Source organism: Pseudomonas entomophila, from assembly GCF_013523125.1.
Classification (GTDB): domain Bacteria; phylum Pseudomonadota; class Gammaproteobacteria; order Pseudomonadales; family Pseudomonadaceae; genus Aquipseudomonas; species Aquipseudomonas entomophila_B.
Genome location: NZ_JAAMQJ010000018.1, coordinates 69,864 through 91,266 on the forward strand (window position 1 = coordinate 69,864; position 21,403 = coordinate 91,266).

Annotated in this window: 18 protein-coding genes; 5 read left to right on the plus strand and 13 right to left on the minus strand. The window is 66.9% G+C overall.

All coding sequences use genetic code 11. The features are described from left to right. Nucleotides 1-61: 61 nt before the first annotated feature. Complete coding sequence (gene waaA, locus G7007_RS11635; protein ID WP_181101898.1) at nucleotides 62-1,333, minus strand: lipid IV(A) 3-deoxy-D-manno-octulosonic acid transferase; 1,272 nt, start codon at nucleotides 1,331-1,333, stop codon at nucleotides 62-64. Nucleotides 1,334-1,431: 98 nt separating this feature from the next. Then, nucleotides 1,432-2,322 (minus strand): LysR family transcriptional regulator, encoded by an 891-nt coding sequence (locus G7007_RS11640; RefSeq protein WP_181101900.1) that lies wholly within the window; start codon nucleotides 2,320-2,322, stop codon nucleotides 1,432-1,434. An 82-nt stretch (nucleotides 2,323-2,404) separates the two neighbouring features. Here G7007_RS11640 and G7007_RS11645 point away from each other — a divergent pair, with 82 nt between their 5' ends. From G7007_RS11645 to G7007_RS11660, 4 genes are all read left to right on the plus strand, one after another. After that, a complete protein-coding gene (locus G7007_RS11645) occupies nucleotides 2,405-2,737 on the plus strand; it encodes a DMT family transporter (RefSeq protein WP_181101902.1) in 333 nt (110 codons plus the stop codon). 77 nt (nucleotides 2,738-2,814) lie between these two features. After that, complete coding sequence (locus G7007_RS11650) at nucleotides 2,815-3,990, plus strand: NAD(P)/FAD-dependent oxidoreductase (RefSeq protein WP_181101904.1); 1,176 nt, start codon at nucleotides 2,815-2,817, stop codon at nucleotides 3,988-3,990. Beyond that, nucleotides 3,987-4,799, plus strand: coding sequence for an aldo/keto reductase (locus G7007_RS11655; protein WP_181101906.1), 813 nt, complete (start codon nucleotides 3,987-3,989; stop codon nucleotides 4,797-4,799). Before G7007_RS11650 ends, G7007_RS11655 begins: the two co-directional genes overlap by 4 nt. A 37-nt stretch (nucleotides 4,800-4,836) precedes the next feature. Next, a complete protein-coding gene (locus G7007_RS11660; RefSeq protein WP_181101908.1) occupies nucleotides 4,837-5,799 on the plus strand; it encodes a metal ABC transporter ATPase in 963 nt (320 codons plus the stop codon). Between the two features lie 402 nt (nucleotides 5,800-6,201). Here the strand turns inward: G7007_RS11660 and G7007_RS11665 are convergent, their stop codons facing one another. The 7 genes from G7007_RS11665 to msbA all read right to left on the minus strand — a co-directional run bounded on the left by G7007_RS11665 (nucleotide 6,202) and on the right by msbA (nucleotide 14,449). Continuing rightward, nucleotides 6,202-7,005, minus strand: a complete 804-nt coding sequence (locus G7007_RS11665) for a hypothetical protein (protein ID WP_181101910.1) — start codon at nucleotides 7,003-7,005, stop codon at nucleotides 6,202-6,204. Between the two features lie 55 nt (nucleotides 7,006-7,060). Continuing rightward, nucleotides 7,061-7,753 carry a hypothetical protein gene (locus G7007_RS11670; RefSeq protein WP_258198555.1) on the minus strand — a complete coding sequence of 231 codons (693 nt, stop codon included), beginning with the start codon at nucleotides 7,751-7,753 and terminating at the stop codon, nucleotides 7,061-7,063. Between the two features lie 4 nt (nucleotides 7,754-7,757). After that, the gene (locus G7007_RS11675; RefSeq protein ID WP_181101912.1) at nucleotides 7,758-8,732 is read right to left on the minus strand and encodes a glycosyltransferase; all 975 of its coding nucleotides are present in this window, start codon (nucleotides 8,730-8,732) and stop codon (nucleotides 7,758-7,760) included. Between the two features lie 52 nt (nucleotides 8,733-8,784). After that, the gene (hldE, locus tag G7007_RS11680; RefSeq protein WP_181101913.1) at nucleotides 8,785-10,206 is read right to left on the minus strand and encodes a bifunctional D-glycero-beta-D-manno-heptose-7-phosphate kinase/D-glycero-beta-D-manno-heptose 1-phosphate adenylyltransferase HldE; all 1,422 of its coding nucleotides are present in this window, start codon (nucleotides 10,204-10,206) and stop codon (nucleotides 8,785-8,787) included. A gap of 125 nt (nucleotides 10,207-10,331) precedes the next feature. Beyond that, on the minus strand, nucleotides 10,332-11,732 hold the full coding sequence (locus tag G7007_RS11685) for a PIG-L deacetylase family protein (protein ID WP_181101915.1): 1,401 nt from the start codon (nucleotides 11,730-11,732) through the stop codon (nucleotides 10,332-10,334). Between the two features lie 3 nt (nucleotides 11,733-11,735). After that, nucleotides 11,736-12,635, minus strand: a complete 900-nt coding sequence (locus tag G7007_RS11690) for a GNAT family N-acetyltransferase (RefSeq protein ID WP_181101917.1) — start codon at nucleotides 12,633-12,635, stop codon at nucleotides 11,736-11,738. Further along, nucleotides 12,629-14,449 (minus strand): lipid A export permease/ATP-binding protein MsbA, encoded by a 1,821-nt coding sequence (gene msbA, locus G7007_RS11695; RefSeq protein WP_181101919.1) that lies wholly within the window; start codon nucleotides 14,447-14,449, stop codon nucleotides 12,629-12,631. Before msbA ends, G7007_RS11690 begins: the two co-directional genes overlap by 7 nt. Nucleotides 14,450-14,580: 131 nt before the next feature. Between msbA and G7007_RS11700 the strand changes: the two genes are divergently transcribed. Next, nucleotides 14,581-15,255 (plus strand): toluene tolerance protein, encoded by a 675-nt coding sequence (locus G7007_RS11700; protein WP_181101921.1) that lies wholly within the window; start codon nucleotides 14,581-14,583, stop codon nucleotides 15,253-15,255. A gap of 423 nt (nucleotides 15,256-15,678) precedes the next feature. Here the strand turns inward: G7007_RS11700 and G7007_RS11705 are convergent, their stop codons facing one another. From G7007_RS11705 to G7007_RS11720, 4 genes are all read right to left on the minus strand, one after another. Further along, nucleotides 15,679-17,160, minus strand: a complete 1,482-nt coding sequence (locus G7007_RS11705) for an ArnT family glycosyltransferase (protein ID WP_181101923.1) — start codon at nucleotides 17,158-17,160, stop codon at nucleotides 15,679-15,681. Nucleotides 17,161-17,276: 116 nt separating this feature from the next. Next, nucleotides 17,277-18,185, minus strand: coding sequence for a glycosyltransferase family 2 protein (locus G7007_RS11710; RefSeq protein ID WP_181101925.1), 909 nt, complete (start codon nucleotides 18,183-18,185; stop codon nucleotides 17,277-17,279). After that, entirely contained in the window at nucleotides 18,172-19,926 is a 1,755-nt protein-coding gene (locus G7007_RS11715) for a carbamoyltransferase family protein (RefSeq protein ID WP_181101927.1), read from the minus strand. Before G7007_RS11715 ends, G7007_RS11710 begins: the two co-directional genes overlap by 14 nt. Before the next feature lie 326 nt (nucleotides 19,927-20,252). After that, nucleotides 20,253-21,089 carry a 23S rRNA (adenine(2030)-N(6))-methyltransferase RlmJ gene (locus G7007_RS11720; RefSeq protein ID WP_181101928.1) on the minus strand — a complete coding sequence of 279 codons (837 nt, stop codon included), beginning with the start codon at nucleotides 21,087-21,089 and terminating at the stop codon, nucleotides 20,253-20,255. Nucleotides 21,090-21,403: the final 314 nt, after the last annotated feature.

Here is a 21,403-nt window from a genome sequence, read left to right on the forward strand (position 1 = left end):
CAAGGGGCACGTGACATCAAGGTTGAATGGGCATGTGAGGCAGTCACCCCGCCTCGTCGCCTCAGTCGATCAGCTTGCCCAGCCCCTCCAACAACCGCCCCAACGCCCCCTGATTCGCTAGCATCACCGTCCGGCCCGCCTCGCCACTGCGACGCGCCTCCTGGGGCAGCTCGATCAGTTGTCGCACCGCCTCGCCCAGCCCCTCGGCATCGTCCACCTGCCGCAAGGCCCCGGCGTCGCGCAGCAGGGCGCTGATGTCGAGGAAGTTGAACACATGTGGCCCCATGATCACCGGCAGCGACAGCGCTGCAGGCTCCAAAGGATTGTGCCCACCAGTGGCGACCAGGCTACCGCCGACGAAGGCGATGTCGGCCAGGGCGTAGAGGAACAGCAACTCGCCCATGGTATCGCCGAGCATCACCTGGGTCTGTGCTTGCACGGCCTCGCCGGACGAACGCCGCACGGTGGTGAAGCGCTCGGCGCACAGCGCGTGCACGGCCGCGAACCGTTCGGGGTGACGGGGCACCAGAATCAGCAAGGCGTCGCTGTGCAGCGCCAGCACCTGGCGATGGGCATCGAGGATCAGTGCGTCTTCGCCGTCATGGGTGCTGGCGGCGATCCATACGGGCCGCGCGGTGGCGCCCCATTGCGCGCGCAGTGCCTGGGCACGGGGGACGAGCGCGGGGTCGACAGTGAGGTCGAACTTGATCGAGCCGGTGACCTGGACGCAGTCGGGGCGCGCGCCCAACTGGCGGAAACGCTCGGCCTCGGTCTCGGTCTGCACCGCGATCAGGCTCATCTGCGCGAGCATGGGTCGGGTCAGGCCGGCGAAGCGTCCGTAGCCGCGGGCAGAGCGCTCGGACAGCCGGGCGTTGGCCAGGGCCACGGGGATGCCGCGCCGGTGGCACTGGTCGATCAGGTTGGGCCACAGCTCGGTCTCCATGACGATGCCCAGGCGCGGCTTGAGGTGATCGAGAAAGCGGCCGACGGCCCAGGGCAGATCATAGGGCAGGTAGCAGTGCTGCACCCGGGGTTCGTCGGCGAACAGGGCGCGAATGCGTTCCGAGCCGGTCGGGGTCATGCAGGTCACGGTCACCGGCAACTCCGGGTAGGCCTTGAGCAAGGCACGGACCATGGGCGCGGCGGCGATGCTCTCGCCGACCGACACGGCATGCACCCACAGGCCACCCTGGCGCAGCGGCGGCAGGCCACAGGCGAAGCGCTCGCCCAGACGCTGGCGGTAGGCAGGCGCCTTGCGCCCGCGCAAGAACAGGCGCAGCGCAATCAGCGGCAAGCCCAGGTGGAAAAGCACGGTATAGAGGGTTCTGTTCATGGCGCGAGAGTGTACTAGGCTCTCTTGCCCTCGCCCATAGGGGCCGAGACGGGTGCTAGGCACGGTCACGCCGCGTCTGATCGCCGCGCAGGCCGTGCCTAGCCGATGGCACGCAGGTGCACGGCAAAACGTTCGGCCAGCCAGTGCGCCGCCGGCCCCAGGGGTTCGTCGCGGCGCCAGGCCAGTTCGACCACCAAGGCCGGCGGGCGCCAGTCGCTGGCCAGTTCGACCATGTGCGCCTGGTAAGTCGGGTACTGCACCACGTGCCGTGGCAGCCAGGCCCAGCCCAGACCACGCATCAACAGCTCGGCCAGGGCATAGAAGCTGTCGGCGCGCCAGACGTGCGGGCTGATCGCCTCGCCGCCCGGTGCATCGCGCTGCTGGGCCGTGATCAGCAGTTGCCGGTGGCGGGCGAGCGACTGCCGGGTGACGCGCGGCTCGCCGGCCAGGGGGTGACCGACGGCGCACACCGTGACCATGTCCACGCTGCCCAGCGAACGCCGCTCCAGTGTCTCCGGGATGCGTTCGTGCTGGAAGAACAGCCCCAGGTCGGCGCGCCGTTCCAGCAGCTTGCCGGCGACGTCACCATGGGCGCCGCTGGCCAGTTGCACCTCGAGAAACGGGTAGCTGCTGGCCAACTCGTCGAGACTGTCGATGACCGGCTGGTAAGGCATCGCCTCGTCGTGCGCCACGCGCAACAAGGCTTCCTGACCGCGCATCAACGCCCGAGCACGCCCCTCGAGGCGCTCGCTCTGACGCAGCAGCTCGCGGGCATCGTTCAGCAACGCCGCGCCTGCCGCGGTCAACTGTGGCTGACGGCCGCTGCTGCGCTCGAACAGGGTCACACCCAGGTCGGTCTCGAGGGCGGCGATGGTCGTGCTGACCGCCGATTGCGCCTTGTGCAGCGCGCGGGCCGCCGCAGAGAACGAACGGGCATCGGCCACCTGCACGAACAAGCGCAGGTGATCCAGGTTCCAACGTGGCGTCATCGACCTATCTCGTGGGTAGATAGGTAATGACTTTATCCCATCTGGGCAGGTCGTAGAATGCCGTCATCCAAGGAGAACCCTCATGAATGCCTACCTGTGCCTGGCTATCGCCATCTGCGCCGAAGTCGTCGCCACCGCCTCCATGAAGGCCGTCAAGGGGTTGAGCACGCCGCTGCCGCTGCTGTTGATGATCGGCGGCTACGCTATCGCCTTCTGGATGCTGACGCTGGTGGTACGCAGCATCCCGGTGGGCATCGCCTACGCGCTCTGGTCCGGCCTGGGGATCGTGCTGATCAGCGTGGCCGCCTGGCTGATCTACGGACAGAAGCTGGACCTGCCGGCGGTACTGGGCATGGCCATGATCGTCGGCGGCGTGGCGGTGATCCAGCTGTTCTCGCACAGCAGCGGCCACTGACCGGTCGCCACGCCGGCAGGCTGCACGGCGACACAGCCTGTATACTGCGCCCCTGTCCCAGCTTTCGAGGTACCTGCATGCCATCTGCCATTTCCACCGATGTCCTGGTCGTCGGTGCCGGAGTCGCCGGGCTCTGGCTCACTGCGCGCCTGCGCCAGCAGGGCTACTCGACGGTGCTGGTGGAACGGGCCAGCCTGGGCGGCGAGCAGACGGTCAAGTCCCAGGGGATCATTCACGGCGGAGCCAAGTATGCCTTGCATGGCGCGCTGACCGGGGCGTCCGAGGCGATCGCCGACATGCCGCGCCGCTGGCGCGAGGCCCTGGCCGGCGAAGGCGAGCTGGACCTGCGCGACACCCGCCTGCTGTCCGAGGCCCACTACCTGTGGTCGCCGGGCACCCTGGCCGGCAACCTGACCAGCTTCTTCGCCAGCAAGGCCGTGCGCGGTCGGGTCGATCAGGTCAAGGGCGAGCAGTTGCCACCGGCGCTGCAGGACCCCAAGTTCAAGGGCAAGGTCTATCGACTCGCCGAACTGGTGGTCGATGTGCCCAGCCTGCTGGCGAACCTGATGCGCCTGGCCGGTGACAGCCTGCTGGCCGGCGAGCGGATCGCGCCCCTGCATGCGGACGGCCAACTGGCGGGGCTGAAGGTCGACGACCGCGAGATCCGCGCGCAACGCATCGTCCTGAGTGCGGGCGCGGGCACCGAGCAGCTGCTGCGCGACCTGGGCATCGAACAACCGGCCATGCAGCGGCGCCCGCTGCACATGGTGCTGGTCAAGGGGCCAACGCTGAAGCCGCTGTACGCCCACTGCCTGGGCGGCGGACCGAAACCGCGGGTCACGGTGACCAGCCACCCGGCGGCCGATGGCCAGTGGGTCTGGTACCTGGGCGGCGACCTGGCCGAAGCCGACGGCGTCGCCCGCGACCCGGCGGCGCAGATCGCCGCCGCGCAGAAGGAACTTGGCCAGTTGCTGCCGTGGATCGACCAGACGCCACTGCACTGGGCCACCCTGCGGGTCGACCGTGCCGAGCCGGCCCAGTCCGGCCTGGTGCGCCCGGACAATGCATTTCTTGCCGAGCAGCAGCGTCTACTGGTGGGCTGGCCGACCAAGCTGGCGCTGGCGCCCGACTTCGCCGACCGCGTCCTGGCCGCCTTCGCCCGCGATGGCATCCGCCCTCAGGCGACGCCGGACCTTCACGACCTGCCCCGCCCGAGCGTGGGCGTCCCGGTGTGGGAGCGCCTGCTGCCATGAGCCTGCCCAGCCTGCATGCCCACCACCGGCCTTTGGGCAGCACTGGTCTGAGCGTCTCGCCTCTGGGGTTGGGCACGGTCAAGTTGGGCCGCGACCAGGGCGTCAAATACCCGGCCGGCTTCACCATCCCGGACGATGACGCCGCACGCCTGCTGCTCGGTCAGGCGCGCGACCTGGGCCTGAACCTGCTCGACACCGCGCCGGCCTATGGCGTCAGCGAGACGCGCCTGGGCCCGCTGCTGCGCGGCCAGCGCGACCACTGGGTGATCGTCAGCAAGGTTGGCGAGGAGTTCGAGCAGGGGCAGTCGCGCTTCGACTTCAGCGCCGCGCACACCCGCCGCTCGGTCGAACGCAGCCTGCAACGCCTGCACACCGATCGCCTCGAGCTGGTGCTGGTGCATTCCGATGGCAACGATCTGGACATCCTGGCCCACGAAGAGGTCTACGCCACCCTGGCCGCGCTCAAGCGCGAGGGCAAGATCCTCGGCTACGGGTTTTCCGGCAAGACCGTCGAAGGCGGGCTCAAGGCGCTCGAAGCGGGCGATTGCGCCATGGTCACCTACAACCTGAACGAGCAGGCGGAGCGTCCGGTCCTGGACTACGCTGCCGAACACGGCAAGGCGATCCTGGTGAAGAAGGCCTTGGCCAGCGGTCACGTCTGCCTGGCGCCTGGCATCGACCCGGTACGCGCCAGTTTCGAGCTGTTGTTTGCCCACCCTGGCGTGAGCAGTGCTATCGTCGGCACCATCAACCCGGTGCACCTGGCCCATAACGTCGCCACCGTGGCCCGTCTGCTGGACCAGCCCTGAGCCGCCTGCGCGGCCGCCCGACACGAGGAGCCGCCCTGTGGCACGCACGCTGATCCGCAGCAACCCGCACACCTTCAAGACCCTGCCGGTGCACGTCGAGGCGACCGCGCAGGGGCTGACCTACCAGGCCGTCGGCCGCCCGCAGAACTTCGCGCAGATGCTGCAGCGGCGCAGCCCCATCCAACTGGCCGATCCGGACAACTTTGCGGTGGAGCTGGCGAACCTCGGGGTGTCGGTGCGCCTCACCCTCAACTGGCAGCACCAGGACTATTGGGTGCTGGTGCGCCAGCGTCGCCAGGACCGGGGCGACGTGGTGCTCAAGCTGATCTCCGGCTACGTGCCCGCGCACGAGTTGAGCCTGCCCTTGCATACCCTCGTGCAGGAAGTCGCCGAAGAATGCCTGTTCGAGACGCCGGAAGGCTGGTTGAGCGGTCGCTTCAACGACACCTGGCTGCCCGCGCCCTATGCCGCCGCCCTGCACTACCGCGAAACCCCTACGTTCCTGCTGACCCCGGCCTCGGGCGCGGCGCGTCCCGTGCACTGTGCCAGCCAGATCCTTCAGGAGCGGCCACGGGCCTACGTGCACCTGCCGACTGCCTCGCTGCAACTGGTGTACGACATGCGCCTTCAGGTGCCGCGCGAGGCCAAGTCGCTGAGCCTGTTCCACGTCGACGAACGCCTGGAAGACGGGCACCTGGTCACCCGGCTCAACCGCAAGCGCCCGGACTTCTACCTCATGCCGCTGGAGGACGGCCGTCCGCGCCCGGAGCTGTACACCCTGCGCAAGGATCAGCTGGTGCGTACCAGTACCCGACGGGTCTACCTGGCCGAAAGCTTCGCGCCGCAAGAGGGCTGGGTGGTGCGTGACGAGCGCATTCGCTGGAAGGACTGGCTGCGCCAGCAAGGCCTGGAGCCGCCCCGCGACACGGGCAGCCTGGGCACGCTCACGCGCAAGGCGCGCGGGCTGGTCAGCCGGGTTCGCAACGCCTTGCGGCCCTGAAGACAGTGACTGTCGACGTCTTTGCAAAAAGGGTCGTTGCTGCTTTCAACAGGTTCATCGGCAGGCATAGGCAGGCGCGGTTACACCACAGTGGTACAGGCGATCACGGACCTGTGGGAGCAACTGTCTTTTTTCTACTCGGTACATGCCCGACCCTATGGGCTGATGTGTGGGCTTACCTGCGATGCAGGCGGCGCCTGACCTGACGCTATCGCTGGCAAGCCAGCTCCCACCCAGACCTCTGCAGCCATCAATGTAGGCATGGCTGCGCAAGCAGCTTGTGGGAGCGGGCTTGCCCGCGATGCAGGCGACGCCCGATCGGGCCCTATCGCTGGCAAGCCAGCTCCCACAAGGCACGTGAGAGCCGGTCTCAACGGTGTTGAAAGGCATGGCTCTGGAGGCCTAGCGCCGGCGCTTGTCCCACCAGGTGCGCATGCGCGCGAACAGGTGAAAGTAGCGGTTCTCGCGCTTGCCCATGCCACGCTTGGGCGAGAAGGACTCGTCGACGAACTCGCCATGGATGCGCACGCGAGAGGCCGTGGTCGGCAGCATGCAGACACGTGCACCGGCCTCCAGCAGCGCGAACTTCAGCAGCCGCTCCGAATGCAGCTTGCGCCCCGTGGCCTCGCAGAAGCGGAAGATCGCCTCGACCCGATTGCCATACGCCGTGTAGATGTCACGCCCACAGACCGCGAAGCGATCGTTGAGACCGCCCCACCACTGCCAGTCCGGAATGTAGGCGTTCAACCGCCTCGCCTCGGGGTGGGCGAAGAGGTAGCTGGGCAGCGGCGAGTGGTAGAAGTTGTCCGGGCGTACGAACACCACGAAGTCCGGCGCGAACGCCGCCACCATTTGCGTCACGCAGCGCAGCGAATGCAGCTGGAACACCAGGTTGCGCAGCGAGGCATGGTTGTCGCCCCAGGTGTCGCCCTGGGCCTTGATGCGCTCGAAGTTCCATTGCTCCAGCACGCCCTCGGTCGAGTCCAGGCGACCGGTCATGGTCGCGAAGGGGGCATAGTTGTCCTGCAGCAGCGCACCGCTTTCGCCAGAGCGGGCGTTGTGCACCGCCTCGAGCTGGTACAGGTGGTAGAACGTCTTGACCGTGCAGCCGGTCGGGATCTGTGCCAGGACGTTCTGCTCGATGGACGGAAAGCAGATGGCCGAGTTGCGAGGGATGCCAAAGAAGGCGACGGCGACTTTCAACACGCGGATACCTCTGTGACGGGTGAAGGAGGAAGGTGACGCCGGTAGCGGGCAGGGCTCAACGACGACGCCACAGCTGCCACCACTTGCGCCGCGCCTTCAGCTCCACCACGGTGATGTCGGCCTGCAGCAGCCATTCACGCTCGTAGGCCCAGGCGTGCCCGCTCCACAGCTTGCCGGCCTCGTTGGAAAACCCGAGCGTGAGCATCGCGTAGTCGAACCCTGGCTGACGGCGCAGCGTGTCGAGCACGACCAGCGCATTGAAGCCGGTGGACGGCCCGACGAAGCGCTTGCCGTCAGGTCGCGTCGTCGGGTAGTTCCACAGCGCCGGCAAGGGGATGCGCTCGTAGAACAGGCTGACGCCGGGCAAGGGGCACAGCGACGTGGTGCAGCCGACCAGTACGGTGAAGTGACGCGCACGGTCGTCGCGCAGCCAGTTCGGCAGCTCGGCGCGCATCGGCAGGCCAAAGAAGTAATGATCCGGCGCGTTGTAGCCGTGCACCAGCACCTGGTGAGCGCGCGCGTCCAGCAGGTTGCCTTTCAGGCAGGTGTTGAAGCTGACCACCACGTCGCGCTCGCCCAACTGCAGCGCCTGCAGATCGACGGCCGTGATGGCGGGATTGTTGGCCAGCAGCAGCACTCGCTCGGCCTGGCGCAGACATGCCTTGAGTTCATCGGACAGGCAACCGAACACGTCCTGATCGCCGCCGGGCCGGGCATCCAGCTGCATGTCCGTCTGCACGAGCGTCATCGGTTCACTCCGCCACGTCCATGCCGAAGCGCCATTTCACCCAGGCGCGGATCAGCATCGAAGGCCGCGACCAGGGGCGCATGGGTTTTTCGATCTGTTCGGCCAGGTCTTGCCCGACGCGGCTGAAGCCGTAGTACTGGCGCACGAACCCCTGACCGTTGGCGGCGATGCGGGCCGCTTGCGCCGGGTGCTGCTGGAGCCACTGCAGCTTTTCGATCGCCTCCTCCAGCGAGCGATAGAACACCACGTTGTGCCCGTCCTCGAAGCCCAGCAGCTGGTCTTCCTCGCCCTGGCTCCAGGCCAGCAGCACGCAGCCACAGGCCATGGCCTCGAAGTTCTTGATCATGAACTCGCCCATGCCGATGTCGGCGCTGACGAAGACCTGGATGCGGTTGAGCATCTGCAGGTACTCCTCGCCCGATCCGGTGCGCGTCACCAGCAGGCCGGTGCGCTCGGCCAGGGTTTCGAGCATGGCCTTGCGCTGGCCGTACTCGCGGCTCTTCAGGCTGCCCAGAAAGCCCGCCGGGATGTCGCGCGTCAGGCCCAGGTTGCCGAGCATCTGGTCGTCGTAGCCCTTGGAGACGAACACCGCGTCCAGCCCCTCGGCCTGCATGCGCCGGGCCACCACCGCGCCCGAGACCAGCGCACGCGACCAGGGCAGGCGCCGGTACAGCCGCGAGTAGACGTGCCGATACTTGCTGGAGGGCATGTAGTTCTGGTAGGCGTCATGCTCCAGGAACACCAGCCCCGGAATGCAGCGCAACACCGCCCACTGTGGGGCCAGGCGCTTGACCCGCGAGAAGATCACGATGCGGTCGAAGCGCTGGTAATCCACCGACGCGAGGAAGGGGCCGAGGTTCATCTGCTGCTGCTTGCTCAGCCGATGAATGACGCAGTCTTCGCAGGCCTGCTGGACGATCTCGTAGAGGCGATCGAGGATGACGCGCTGCTCATCCATGACCAGTAACATGACTTTCATACGTTCATCTATCGCTGTTCGTGAAGCGCCCGTGGGCAGCTGGCGCGTGCAGTCATCGACTGCGGATCTTTTCCACGATGGAGGTGGTCGAGCTGTTCTCCACCAGGCTGAGCACCTTCACCGTCCCGCCGTAGGCGCGCACGATGTCGGCCCCGACCACCTGCTCGACCCCGTAGTCGCCGCCCTTGACCAGCACGTCCGGGCGCACCTCGGTCAGCAAGCTTTCAGGGGTCGATTCGGAGAAGCTGATCACCCAGTCGACCGCGCCCAGCCCGGCCAACACCGCCATGCGTCGGTCGACGCTGTTGATCGGCCGGCCAGGGCCCTTGAGACGGCTGACCGAGGCATCGTCGTTGACCGCCACGATCAGGCGATCGCCCAGGGCGCGCGCCTGTTCGAGGTAGGTCACGTGCCCGGCGTGCAGGATGTCGAAGCAGCCGTTGGTGAAGACGATGCGTTCGTCGTGCGCGCGCGCGTCGTCGATGGCCAGCAGCAGCTGCTCCAGGCTCAGCACGCCACGCTCCGAACCTTCTTCGCGCTGGATGGCGCGGCGCAGCTCCGGGGCGCTGATGGCGGCGGTGCCGAGCTTGCCGACCACGATGCCGGCGGCCAGGTTGGCCAGGCCGACGGCGCAGGGCAGCTCTTCCTCGGCGGCGATGGCGGCGGCCAGGGTGGAGATCACGGTGTCGCCCGCGCCGGTCACGTCGAAGACCTCACGCGCGCGCGCCGGCAGGTGCAGGGGCGCATGGCCAGGGCGCAGCAGGGTCATGCCGTGCTCGCCACGGGTGACCAGCAGCGCACCCAGCTCAAGGTCGCTCATCAGCGCCGCGCCCTTGGCCACCAGCTCGGCCTCGTCCGCGCAATGGCCGACGATGGCCTCGAACTCGGCCAGGTTGGGGGTGATCAGGCTGGCGCCGCGATAGACCGAGAAGTCCTTGCCCTTGGGGTCGGCCAGCACCGGGATGCGGCGCGCCACGGCGGCCTGGATCAGCGCCTGGTGGTTCTTCAGGGCGCCTTTGCCGTAGTCGGAGATCACCAGCACCTTGACCTGGTCGAGCAGAGCTTCGACGCTCTGTTGCAGGGCCTGGGTGTCGGTGTCGAAGGCTTCTTCGAAGTCGATGCGCAGCAGTTGCTGGTGACGGCTCATGACCCGCAGCTTGACGATGGTCGGCTGGTGGGCGATGCGCTGCAGCGCGGCCTTGACGCCCGCAGCCTCCAGGCTGTTGGCCAGGCTGTCGGCGGCCTCGTCTTCGCCGGTGACGCCGACCAGCAGGGCCGGTGCGCCGAGCGCCGCGATATTCAGGGCGACGTTGGCCGCACCGCCCGGACGGTCCTCGATCTGATCGACCTTGACCACCGGCACGGGGGCCTCTGGAGAAATACGCGAAGTACCGCCATGCCAGTAACGGTCGAGCATCACATCGCCGACCACGAGTACGGGAGCCGATTCGAAACGCGGCATGGTTAACTTCATGGAGAACCCACAGACATAAAAGGAACAGGGCCGCGATAGTAGCACAGGCTGGCTTTACGGCCTCAAGGCCAGGCCGTCGGAGGCGGTGACGGGCGACCGCGAAGGCCGCCCGTCAGGGCGATGGCTCATTTGCCCAGGCGTCGCACCCAGAGCAGTTCGTGCCGGCGCACGGCCTTGCGGAAGAACTCGTCCTCGCCGGTCACCGGCCAGCGGCGACCGGCGAGCAGCCACTGGATCGCACGGCGCAGGCGCTTCTTCAGGGGCGGGCGCCCTTGCAGGTCGTGCTGCATGCCCAGGGCCATGGCCTTGTCGAGCTGGGTGTCGGCGTCCAGTACGGGACTCCAGGGGGCGTCGGTCACCGGCGTCTCGATGACCGGAGGCAATGCGACGCCGGTGCCGGCCTCGCCCATGGGCCAGCGGTCGTTGTCGTGCAGGTGGTTGGCATAGAGCAAGGCCACGTCGGGCGCCCAGTCGCCTTCGGCGATGGCCTGCTGGAGCGCACGGGTGGTGGCCTGGTGGTCGGCGTGCGGGTCGAGCTCGGGGTGCGGCATCACCACGACTTCGGGCTGGAAATGCTGCAGCAGGGCCTTCAGGTCGGCGACCAGGTTGTGCCAGGTGGGCAGGCCATCGGTGTCGCCGGGCAACGCCAGCGGGTTGGCCCGACGGGCCGAGCGAATGTCGGACTCGCCGGACTCGAGCGAACCGAACGGGCTGCTCGGCGCTTCGGCCATCGCCGACAGGCGCAGGCAGTAATAGCCCAGCTGGACGCAGCGCTCGGCCGGCACGCCGCCCCAGAGCGGAACCGCCAGGCTGTCCCAGGTGCGCAGCCGGCCCTTGAGCCGTGCGGCGCCTGCCGCGTCCAGGCCCAGCGACCGGTACGCCTCGGCTTCGATCTCCCCTTGGGTGAGGGTCACGATGCAGGCGTCGCGCGCGCGGCTGTAGAGCCCGAAAGCCGCCAGCTCGGCGTCGTCGGCATGGGGCGCAAGCACCATCACCCGGCGTTGCGCGTAGTCGGGGTTGCGCTGCACGTGCAGCACGCCGTCGGGCGAGATTCGGCAGAACCGTGTGCGCACGGCGAGCGTGCCGGCTTCGAGTGCCGCGCGCTGGCCGGACAGGTTCAGGTAGCGCCGGCCCGCCACGCCCCGCTCGAAGGTCTGACGGTCGTCGCCGATCAGCACGCTGGGGTCGACCAGGCGGCCCAGCCAGCGGGCCTTGAGCGTAACCTCCAACACCAGCGTCTCGCCCTCGGCCAATGGCTGTTCGAGCCGCACCTGAGGCGTCGTGCGCACCGGCTGACGCGCACTGCCCGGCGCGTCGAAGGCATAGTGGTAGTCATCGCTCGGGCGGTAGAACAGGTGGTCGGCGAACCAGGCTTCATGGGCGATCCAGACCAGCACGGCGAGTACCGGCACTGCCCAGAGCCCCAGCACGATGCCGGCCACGACGAGCAGCGCGGCGACGATCAGCAACGTCAGCCGCTTGGCTCGTCGGTGCGCCTTGAGCAAGGCCTGCTTTCGGTTACTCACCCGTCACGTCCTCTGGTAGACCTGAGCGGTATGGCACCACCGCTCCTTGTATTCACGATCGGCGCGGCCGAACGAGTAGCGCAACGACTTGCCCAGCGCACGGGCGGCATCCCACTCGGCCTGGCTGTTCACGTAGCTGAGCACGCTGCCGGGGCTGAAGTCCCGGCTCTGCGGATCGACCCCGCCGTTGACGTACTCCACCGAGACCCATTGCGGTGCCTCTACCTTGTAGAGCACCTGGATGGCCACCGGAGCGCCTTCGAGTTCCACGACCGAACCGGTCATGAACGCGCGCAGCCGCGTGAACACTTCCTCCAGGTGCGCCAGGCCCGGTGCCGGGAAGTTCCAGCGACGCTGGAACAGCTCGGCGTAGTGGCCGGCCAGCTCGGCAGGCGAGAACGCCTGGACCGGTTTCAGCGTGCCGCCCGCTTCCTCCAGCAGGCGCTGTTCGCGGCGCTGGTTGTAGCGAAACTTCTTGGAGTAGTCCTCGGGGGCACGGGCCAGTGCCAGCGCTTCGCGCTGTAACGTGAGCGTCGGAAAGCTCGGCTGGTTGAGCGCCGACACGTAGCGTGCCTGTTGCCGCAAGGGAACCTGCACGTCCGGACTGGCAGGCAGGATGATCTCGGCATTGCCGAGGTCGAACAGCCCTTTCAGGCCACGGCGCTTGAGCACGTCCTTGGACAACGCCAGGTGCCGCCCCCAGCAGGGCACGGCGGCGACGATCTCGCCGGCGACCTCCCACCCCAGGTAGCGCACCGGGATGCCGGCCAGGTCGGCCAGACGCTCTACCACCTGGGGATGGGTCGCGACGCTCCCCCCCCAACGGGACCAGGTCTGTGCGTAGGTGTCGGCATCGATGCTCGACCAGCCGCGTTCGCGCCAGGCGCGCACCCGGTTCAGCACGGTTCGACGCTCGGCGCCGGCGCGGCGTCCGGACCGTCCTCGAACTGCTTGGCGTGCAGGCGCGCGTAGTGACCGTTGCGCGCCAGCAGTTCGGCATGGCTGCCACGCTCGACGATGCGGCCCTCGTCCATGACCAGGATCAGGTCGGCCTTCTCGATGGTGCTCAGGCGGTGCGCGATCACCAGAGTGGTACGGTTCTTCATGACCTCGTCCAACGCGCTCTGGATATGGCGCTCCGACTCGGTGTCCAGGGCCGAGGTGGCCTCGTCCAGGATCAGCAGCGGCGCATCCTTGAGCAACGCCCGGGCGATCGCCAGGCGTTGGCGCTGGCCCCCGGAGAGCAGCACGCCGTTCTCGCCGACCAGGGTCTGGTAGCCCTCGGGCATGCGTTCGATGAACTCGTCGGCATAGGCGGCGGCGGCCGCGCGCTTGACCTGCTCGAGCGGCGCACCGGCCAGGTCGCCGTAGGCGATGTTGTTGGCCACCGTGTCGTTGAACAGCGTCACCGCCTGGGTCACCAGGGCCGTGTGTCGCCGCAGGTTGTGCAGCCGGTAGTGCTGGATCTCTTCGCCATCGAGCAGGATCTGCCCCTGGCTGTGCTGGTAGAAGCGCGGCACCAGGTTGGCCAGGGTGGACTTGCCGCTGCCCGAGCGGCCGACCAGGGCGACCATCTGCCCGGCCTCGGCGACGAAACTGATGTCGTCGAGCACCTGCTTTTCGGTGCCGGGGTAGGTGAAGCTCAGACCGCGCACTTCCAGGCGACCGCTCACGCGTTCGGGGGCCAGCTGGCCTTCGTCGCGCTCGGCCGGTTCGTCGACCTGCTCGAAGATGCTTTCCGCACCGGCCACGCCCTTCTGGATGGTCGAGCTGACTTCCGACAGCTGACGGATCGGCTTGGGCAGCAGGCCGGCCATGGTGATGTAGGCGACCAGATCGCCCGGCGAGGCGTCGCCACGCAGGTACAGCACCAGGAACATGACCACGGCCATGGCCGAGTAGGTGACCAGTTGCAGGGTCGGCGTGTAGACCGCCCCGGTCTTGGTCATCTTCAGCTGCTTGTCGGTGTTGTTCTGGCTGGCCTTGGCGAAGCGCTGCTCCTCGTACTGCTCGCCACCGAAGCTGCGCACCACGCGGAACCCGTGGATGGTCTCGGAGGCCACGTGGGTCACGTCGCCCATGGCCACCTGGATCTTCTTGCTCTGCTTGCGGAACTTGCGGCTGGTGCTGTTCACCATCACGCCGATCAACGGCAGGATGGCCAGCATCACCAGGGTCAGCTTCCAGTTCATCCACAGCAGGGAGACGAACAGGAAGATGACCGTCATGCCCTCGCGGATCACCACCTTGATGGCATCGGTCGCCGCGCCCGTCACCATGGTGACGTTGAAGGTGATGCGCGAGATCAGATGACCCGAGTTGTGGTTGTCCAGATAGGAGGTGGGCAGCTTCAGCAGTTTGTTGAACAGCAGCACGCGCAGGTCGTGGATCAGCCCGAGCGACACGCGGGCCAGGAAGAAGTTGCCCAGGTAGGAGCCGATGCCCTGCAGCAGGGCGATCAGCACGATCATCAGCGGCACGGCCTGCAGCAGCTGCAACTCGGGCAGCCAGGCATGGCCGGCGAACAGCCGGGCATCCGGATTGCCCAGGCCATCGACGAAGTACTTGAGGATGTAGGCCAGCATCGGCTGCGTCGAGGCGAAGATCAGGAAGCCGAGGATGCTCAGGAGGAACAGCCCGATATAGGGCCGGACATAGCTCAGAAGGCGCAGGTAGATCGTGAGCGTCGATTGCGCGTGAGGGTCGGGTCGACTCATGGGTTTCCAGTACATGACGGCGTGAAACGGCAATGGTAACACAGCCAAAACGGGGCCCGAATGAAGGTCATCGGCCTCCCCTGCCCCGGCAACTGCGGTACCATGGCGGGCTCATTTGCCGAGGAAACGCCATGCAGCCACTGGACCACACCGCCTACCTGACCCTGCGTGAAGGCGCGCGCGTGATCGAGGCCGATGGCTCGGGCGACAAGGTGCTGCAGATGCCCGACGGGCGCTTTCTCAAGCTGTTCCGGCGCAAGCGCTGGCTGACCTCGGCGGCGCTGTTCCCCTACGCCCAGCGTTTCGCCGACAACGCCCGGCGGTTGCGGGCACTGGGCATCGAAACCCCCGAGGTGCTGGCGGTGTACCGGATCAAGAGCGTCGAGCGCGATGGCGTCTACTACGCGCCGCTGGAAGGCGCGACCCTGCGCCAGCTGATCCAGCAGGGCACGGCCACCGACACACTGCGCGAGCGCTATGGCGCGTTCGTCGCGCGGCTGCATGACCAGGGCGTGTACTTTCGCTCGCTGCACCTGGGCAACGTGGTCCTGACGCCGAGCCAGGTGCTGGGCCTGATCGACATCGCCGACCTCAGCCAGCGCGGACGGGCGCTCGGTCCGAACAAGCGGCTGCGCAACTTCCAGCACATGCTGCGCTACCGCGAGGACCGTGCCTGGCTGCGCGGCAACGATGCAGGGCAGGCCTTCCTGCGCGGCTACGCGGCGTCCTTGCCGCACAAGCCTGGCTACGAGCGCCTGGTGGCGCAGGTGTCGGCGCTGCTCACCGACACTCCGTCCAATTTCTAAGGGCTGGGCCTTTCAACGTTTTTGGAAAAAGCCCCAGGACAGGGCCATTTGTATCCAGAGATTCACCAGCATGATGCAGGCAAGCGCAGCCCTCCTGTGGGAGTCCGCCCGCCGCCTTGGCGCCGCGCTGTCGCGCAGGCAACATGACGATGGCCGGCAGGATCCGGGGCTTCATTGCTGATCGATTCTAGGGCCGCTATGCGGCCCATCGCGGCACAGGGGCCGCTCCCACAGGTGACCGCGATAGCCTGCAACCCCGCGGTGGGGCTACGGGTGAGCAGCCCCAGTGCCGCGATTGGGCCCGCAGGGCCCACATTCGCACTTGGCAGAAACCATAGAATCCCCCACAGCGCGAGTGAACCGTTCTGCTAGACAGCGATATGGCCCACATCGTGTCAGACAACGACGTTGAAAGGCCTGCCCCTAAGGACCGATCACCAGCACGGTGTCACCCTTGCGGTTGGCGAAGCGGGCCAGCACGCGCAGCGGATGCTCCTTCAGCCAGGCCTGGAGCCAGGGCTCGTCTGGCTCGGCCTCGATCACGAAGTAGCGGTAGTTGTCGGCCAGCTCCGGCCCCATGGCGGCCTCGCGGGTCAGGTCGCTCAGTTCGTAGCCACGTCCGGCGTAATAGCCGATGCGTCCGTCTTCGTAGAAGATCGAGGCCTGTGCCGGGGTATGGGCCGCGACCCAGTGGCCCGCCTCGACGTAATGCGTCTTGCGGGCGCCCAGGGAAATCACGTTCGCCAGCATGACCAGCAGCCCGATCAACGCCAGGACCTTGCCCAGGCGCGGGTGCGCCTGGTGAAACAGGTGCAGCCCCATCGCCAGCAACGGCACCAGCAGCAGGACCAGCAGGCTCAGGTAGCGGCTGTTCATGAACTGCGCGCGAATGAAGAACAGCATCAGCACGACCAGGTACAACAGCGCCGTGAGCGCCAGGACCCGGTACTCGCGCCAGTAACGCGGGAAGGCCGCCCAGGCGCGCCGGTCGAGAAATGCCAGGGCACCGGGGCCCATGAGGCTGACGCCCTTGATCAGCAGCGCGCCGCTCAGGCCGATGAAGATGATCCGCCCGGCTTCATTGGCCGAGTACTTGTTGACCAGCGAATCGGCGAACTGATGGCTCAGCTGGTTGAAGGCCCCGAACAGGCCGGCAGGCCGGATCAGCTCCAGGTAGTAGTCGAGCCGACGCGCATCCAGTGCCCCCCACCCCGTCAGCACCAGCATCCCCACCACACCCGCCAGGACCGGCAGCCAGGCGACCTGCACGAACCGCTGGCGCTGCCCGGCCTTCCACAGCGCAGGCACCTGCCAGAGCAGTACGCAACCGCCGACCAGGACGGCCTCCAGACGGAACAGACTGCCCAGACCGACCGCCACCCAGACGGCGGCCGCCAGCCCCCAGCCGCCGCGGGCCTGCCAGCGCAGGGCCAGCCAGAGCGCCAGGGTGCAGAAGCACCAGAAGCCGGACTCGCGGATGATGTCGCCGCGGAACTGGTTCACCGCCGGCATCGCCAGCACGATCCAGCAGGCCCAGTAGGCGGCCTGGGGCGCACGCTGCCGGACGAGGTCGACCATCAAGGCGCAGGTACCGGCCGCGAACAGCACCGACCACAGATAGGCGCAATACTCCAGCGGCAGCCGCAGCACGGCATGGGTGCCGGCCAACAGCAGCGGGTACCAGGGCCAGTCGAAGCGCGCCTGGACCCCGGCCAGGTCGTGTTCGCCGGCCTGCCGCGCCAGGTCCAGGTAGAACGCCCCGTCGCGCCCGACCGTCACGACCCCCACGATGGCGATGATCGACAGCACCAGGCTGCCGAAGAACGCCAGCCACACGGGATCGAAGCGCTCGAGCAGGCGTGGCGCGGGAAGACTCGGACGGACGGAGGAGCGTTCGGAGCGCATGGATCAGACCTTGGGAAATGAATGCCGCGGGGTTGGGCACTGCGGTCGACGGTAAGTGCCGCACGACGGTGAAGACGGTGAAAAAGCCCGCACGCTCGTTCCTTGAGCGCAGGCCGTCACTTGAACAGGCACCGCAAGGCTTTGCGCGTGTACGACCAGCGCCTGACCGAACAGGGATCGTAACGCAGGGCCTGCAGGTAGAGGCGCTTGGCCCGCGCGTAGTCGCCGGCGCCATAGCAGTCGCGAAACAGCGAGAGGCAGCGCTGGGTCAGGAAAGCCTGGCGCAGGCCATGCAACGATGCCGGCAGGCGCGCAGGCGAAAAGACCTCGTCGACCATGTCGATGCCGGCCGCCAGGCTCTGCTTGAGGTCGTGTCGCATGCTGTCGTGGTGCTTGTAGATCACGGCCAGGGGACGATCGATGATCGTGCACTCGAAGCGTGCCAGCACCTGGGTGAAGACCGGGATGTCCTCGACGTTGCGCAGGTGCTCCGGGTAGGTGCCCGGCGCGAACACGTCGCGGTGCATGGCGCAGGCCCCATTGGACAGCGACACGCTCTTGTCGATCAGGTAGCCACGCACGCGAGCGTAAGGCGAAGCCGGCAAGGGCCGGGCCGTGTGCAGCGCCCGCGCGCCGTTCTCGAAGACCGACCAGTGCCCGCCGATGACCATGCGCGTGGAGGGGTGGGCCCTGATGTGCAGGCGCAGCGCGTCCAGCGCGCCTGGCGCCATCTCGTCATCGGCATCGAGGAAGATCAGGTACTGCCCACGCGTCTCGGCGATGCCCAGGTTGCGCACCGAGGACAAGCCGCCATTGGCCTTGCGCACGGCGCGAAAGCGCCCAGGGTGCTGTACCGACAGCTGATGCAGCACCTCGGGCGTCTCGTCCGTGGAGCCGTCGTCGATGACCATCAGGTCACAGTCGACGTCCAGTTGCGCCAGCACGGAGTTGACCGCCCTGGGCAAGACCCGGGCGTAGTTGTACGCAGGAATAACGACGCTGATCAGCACGTCAGTCGTCTGCATATCCGTTCGCGCCTTCTTTGACCACCAGGATGTCCTCCATGATCAAGTATTGCAGGTCCGAACCGAAGAACATGTTCAGGGCATCGGTCGGCGAGCAGATCATCGGCTCGCCACGGCGGTTGAGCGAGGTGTTCAGCGAGACACCGTTGCCGGTCAGCGCTTCCAGGGCCTTCATCATGTCGTAGTAGCGCGGGTTGTACTCGCGCTTGAGCACCTGCGCCCGCGAGGTGCCGTCCTCGTGGACGACTTCCGGCACGCGGGTCTTCCATTCTTCAGCGACTTCGAAGGTGAAGGTCATGAACGGGGCCGGGTGATCGATCTTGATCATCTGCGGGGCCACAGTGTCGAGCATCGACGGGCAGAAGGGTCTCCAGCGCTCGCGGAACTTGATCTGCTCGTTGATCCGGTCGGCCACGCCCGTGGCACTCGGGCAGCCGATGATCGAGCGCCCGCCGAGCGCACGCGGACCGAATTCCATGCGTCCCTGGAACCAGGCCACCGGATTGCCGTCGACCATGATGCGGGCGATCCGCTCGGGCATGTCGTCGATCCGGCGCCATACCGGCTGGCTCGGGTGACGGGCACAGGCGGCGATGACGTCCTCGTTGGAGTAGGCCGGGCCGAGGTAGACGTGCTCCATCTTCTCCACCGGCACGCCGCGGGCATGGGACACGTAGGCCGCAGCGCCCACGGCGGTGCCGGCATCGCCGGACGCCGGCTGGACGAACAGCTCCTTGACGTCGGCGCGGTCGATGATCTTCTGGTTGAGCTTGACGTTCAGCGCACAGCCGCCGGCGAAGGCCAGCTTGCCGGTTTCCTTGAGGATGTCGCTCAGGTAGTGATCGATCATCTGCAGGGCCAGCTTCTCGAACAACGCCTGCATGCTGGCCGCGTAGTGGATGTACGGCTCGTCGGCCACATCGCCTTCACGCTTGGGGCCCAGCCATTCGATCAGCTTGGGCGTGAAGTAGAAGCCCTTGCCCTTCTCCTTGTAGCGACGCAGGCCGATGACGTTGGCGTATTCGGTGTTGATCACCAGCTCGCCGTTCTCGAAGCTGGCCAGGCGCGAGAAGTCGTACTTGCTGGCGTCGCCGTAGGGCGCCATGCCCATGACCTTGAACTCGCCATCGAGCATCTCGAAGCCCAGGAACTCGGTGATCGCGCCGTACAGGCCGCCCAGCGAATCGGGATCGTAGAATTCCTTGATCTTGTGGATGCGGCCGTTTTCGCCGTAGCCGAAGAAGGTGGTGGCGTATTCGCCCTTGCCGTCGATGCCGAGGATCGCGGTCTTTTCCTTGAAACCCGAGCAGTGGTAGGCGCTGGATGCGTGAGCCAGGTGGTGCTCGACCGGCTCGATCTTGATCTTCTTCGGGTCGAAGCCCAGCTGCTCCAGGCACCAGACGATCTTCTTGCGGTAGCGCTTGTAGCGGCGGTTGCCCATCAACAGGGCGTCCAGCGCACGGTCCGGGGCATACCAGTAGCGCTTGGCATAGTGCCAGCGTGCCTTGCCGAACAGGCTGATGGGCGCGAAGGGAATGGCGACCACGTCGACATCCGAAGGCTTGATGCCGGCCTGCTCCAGACAGAACTTCGCCGACTCGTAGGGCATGCGGTGCTTCGCATGCTTGTCACGCACGAAGCGTTCTTCTTCGGCAGCGGCAATCAGCTTGCCGTCGATGTACAGGGCCGCGGAAGGATCATGGCTGAGGGCGCCGGACAGGCCAAGAATCGTCAATGCCAAGGGTCTAGCCTCTTCATTCGGTAAAGATGCGCCTCGGCCTCGTGGGGCGGATGGCGGCTAAAGGGGCGGGATTATAACGCAAAGCGCTCATAGGGTAATGCGCCGAGGCTGTGGTCATTGGCGACACGGGCCAGGGCGCTGTCGCCAATAGCGTGCAAGCTTCGAGCCATGGGCTGCAAGCCTCAAGCCTCAAGCCTCAAGCCTCAAGCCTCAAGCCTCAAGCCTCAAGCCTGAGCGTCAGCGCTGCTTGAGCTTCCTGTCTACATCTGACTCACCGCACCACCGTCCACTTGCAGCTTGCAGCTTGAGGCTTGCAGCTCCCCCGCTCACTCGGCGATGAGCCAGTCCATCCGCCAACTGCCGTGGCTCTGCGCCAGTTCCGTGGCCAGCCAGGGCAGCAGCTCGCGCAGTTCCTCTTCCAGGCCCCACGGTGGATTGGCGATCGCCAGGCCTGATCCATTGAGCCCTTGTGGGCTGTCCTGAGGATGAACGTACAACTCGACCCGCAGCAGCTTCGGCGCGCCGGTGCTGGTCAGGTCCTGGTAGAAGCGCGTCAACTGGCGCTGGTCCTTGATCGGGTACCAGAGGGCGACCACGGTCTGGCGCATGCGGCCGATGGCCTCTTTCACCGCCTGGGTGCAGCGCTTGAGCTCGTCGGCCTGCTCGAAAGGCGGGTCGATCAGCATGACGGCGCGCTTCTCCTGCACCGGCAACAGGGCACGCGGCACGTGCCAGCCTTCGCCCAGATGGACCACCACGCGCGGGTCCTTCTTCATGTTTTCGCGCAGCAGCGGGCCGTCTTCGGGGTGCTTTTCGTTGAGCAGCGCACGGTCCTGCTGGCGCAGGGTGCGGCGCGCCAGCTCCGGCGAGCCGGGGTAGTAGCGCAACTGGCCGTCCGGGTTCAGCCGGCGAACCATCTTGAGGTAGTCGTCGGTCGAGGCCGGCAGGTCGTCCCGCCCCCACAGGCGGGCGATGCCCTCGAGGTATTCCCCGGTGCGACTGGCCTGGTCGCCCTGCAGGTCGTACAGGCCCAGCCCGGCGTGGGTGTCGAGGTAGGCGAACGGCTGCTCCTTGCGCGACATCAAGGCGATGAGGCGGGTCAGGACGATGTGTTTCAGGACGTCGGCGTGGTTGCCGGCGTGGAAGGCGTGACGATAATTCATGGCGGCTCCTGCTGGGTCGCCAAGTCTAACGGTTGGGGCGCAGGCTGCAAGCTGCAAGCTGCAAGCTGCAAGCTGGAAGTGGCAAGTGGCAAGTGGCAAGTGGCAAGTGGCAAGTGAGGGTGTGGCGGGATGAGTGGAGGCTGCCTGTAGATGAGGAGGGGCTGGTTTTATGGACCCTGCGGGTCCAATCGCGGCACGGGGGCCGCTCCTTGTATCTCGACTTTTGCCTCCTTGCAGGCCAAAGTTCTCGACTGATCATCGAGGGAAGGCCATGAAGCAGAGCCGCTCCTGGGGCATCGAGCCCGCATTGTAGA